Annotated in this window: 2 protein-coding genes; both read right to left on the bottom strand. The window is 39.4% G+C overall.

Annotated elements, in window-relative coordinates; translation table 11 throughout:
- Positions 1 to 258, bottom strand: a 258-nt coding sequence (locus V7Q33_RS11835) for a hypothetical protein (protein ID WP_333819970.1), incomplete at its 3' end; no start/stop codon positions are given.
- Between the two features lie 189 nt (positions 259 to 447).
- Complete coding sequence (locus V7Q33_RS11840; RefSeq protein WP_333819971.1) at positions 448 to 1,635, bottom strand: tRNA modification GTPase; 1,188 nt, start codon at positions 1,633 to 1,635, stop codon at positions 448 to 450.
- Positions 1,636 to 1,727: the final 92 nt, after the last annotated feature.

The raw sequence follows: 1,727 nt of genomic DNA on the forward strand, positions 1-1,727 counted from the left end.
CAGGTTGGCGGCCAGAATGTGGTAGTAGCCCACTTGGGTTTCCTTGTCGGTTGCTATATCTTTTTCGGCCCAGCCGTTTTCTGTTTTTTTAAGAACAACACCTTCTCTCACAATGGGCTGTGCGGCAATCAATTTGTTTTCGCTTTTCAGGATGCCAATGTACGTTTCACATTTTTTTATGAACGCAAGATGCTGATCGTCTGTCAGAGACTTTTTTGCATCTTTTTCGTTTCGCATGTAGAGCATGAATTCTTTCATGGTGTTGGAGCTTTTATAGTTAAATACTACAGCCATCGCAAGCTTCCGGCTTGTGGTTGAAATATAGTAAGCTTTCAGTTTACATGCTTAAGTTGAAACAGAAAATCAAAAGCCACAAGTTATGCTTTTGCTACATTGTGGCCAATGAAGTTTAATAATGCCACGGTATTGTAAGTGCCTCGATTGGAATTAAAATATTGAAAACCCAACGATAAGCGATGTAACGCTATACCTGGATGCCCAATAGGGGTAATTATAGATGATGTCTCTGTTTGTTTGCTGGCGGAGCTCTATGCTATACTTCTTGCCAAATTTATAGCCAGCACCAAAAGCGAAATTGGAATTGGATGATATATTGATGAATTGATTGTTGAATTCCAATTTTGAATTGAAGTCAAGGCTATAGACTAAGGAAGCATTTATAAAAATGCGGCTTTGCTCATTCAGAAAAAAGTAGTGGCGCACACCAATGGGTACTTCCAGCACCTTGTAATTTGTTGTTATCGTTGGTGAGCGGTTGGTACTTTGGCTTTTATAGCACTGATAAGAAGGTTCCAGAATAATTGACCACTTGTTCTTGTTGAAGGGAAGAACAAGTTCAAGTTCAATTCCTGAACGAAAAGACTGCCCGCGGTTGAAGTTTATATCCTTAAAATTATGATTGACGTCTGTCAATGTAAGGGAAGAAGTATTGATGCCGGCCCTTATTGTCAGGTTGAAGACATCGGGGTGCACTGCCTTATCCTGGTATACAATATCAGAACCCTGGCACGTATTATACTTTTCAAAAAAAGCAATCAGTTCTTTTCGATTGTATGCGAGTCTCTCTACATCCTTCTTTGAGATGCTCTCACATTTTAATGAATTTAATAACTGTTGTTTGAAGGCATAATTCCTTCCGATATTCCTGTCGGGTGTTAAGAAGCTTTTAAAGACCAGTTGCTCTATGCCCGTGCTGTCTGTTTGGTAAAAGAACCGTGTCAGGTCAGCATCGATGTACATATACAAGCTGGCCTTTCCTTCGACAAGCGCTTTTAGAAAAAGCTGTTCCTCGGCAAACTCCGGGCTACGAACGTTACTCATTTCACGGATGCTTTGGCTTGATCGGTCTATCTTTACAGTATATCGTTTGTATCTCGCTGCGTTATAGATTCCAAACTCTTTTACAGAGGCGATATTCTCCGTTTTGCTTTTGTCGTTCTCTGATAGTTTATAATCGAATTCGGTAGGATTACTTCTCCAATCAACGTTCCTGATCAGGCACTCGGTTTTCTGATCGTCATTATTAATAAAATATCCTTTTTCAAAAACTATTTGTGAATAACAATAAGAAGTGCTTAGAAATATAGCCAGGTAGATCAGTAAGGATTTTTTCATTTGGTTAGGTTGCAATCTATTTGCGATAGTTAAAATCGCTGCGAAGGTACAAGATTTACCTCCACCTTTGGCTGCGAGAAGTTTGATTTTTT

The organism is Ohtaekwangia sp. (assembly GCF_036786105.1).
Lineage (GTDB): Bacteria > Bacteroidota > Bacteroidia > Cytophagales > Cyclobacteriaceae > Ohtaekwangia.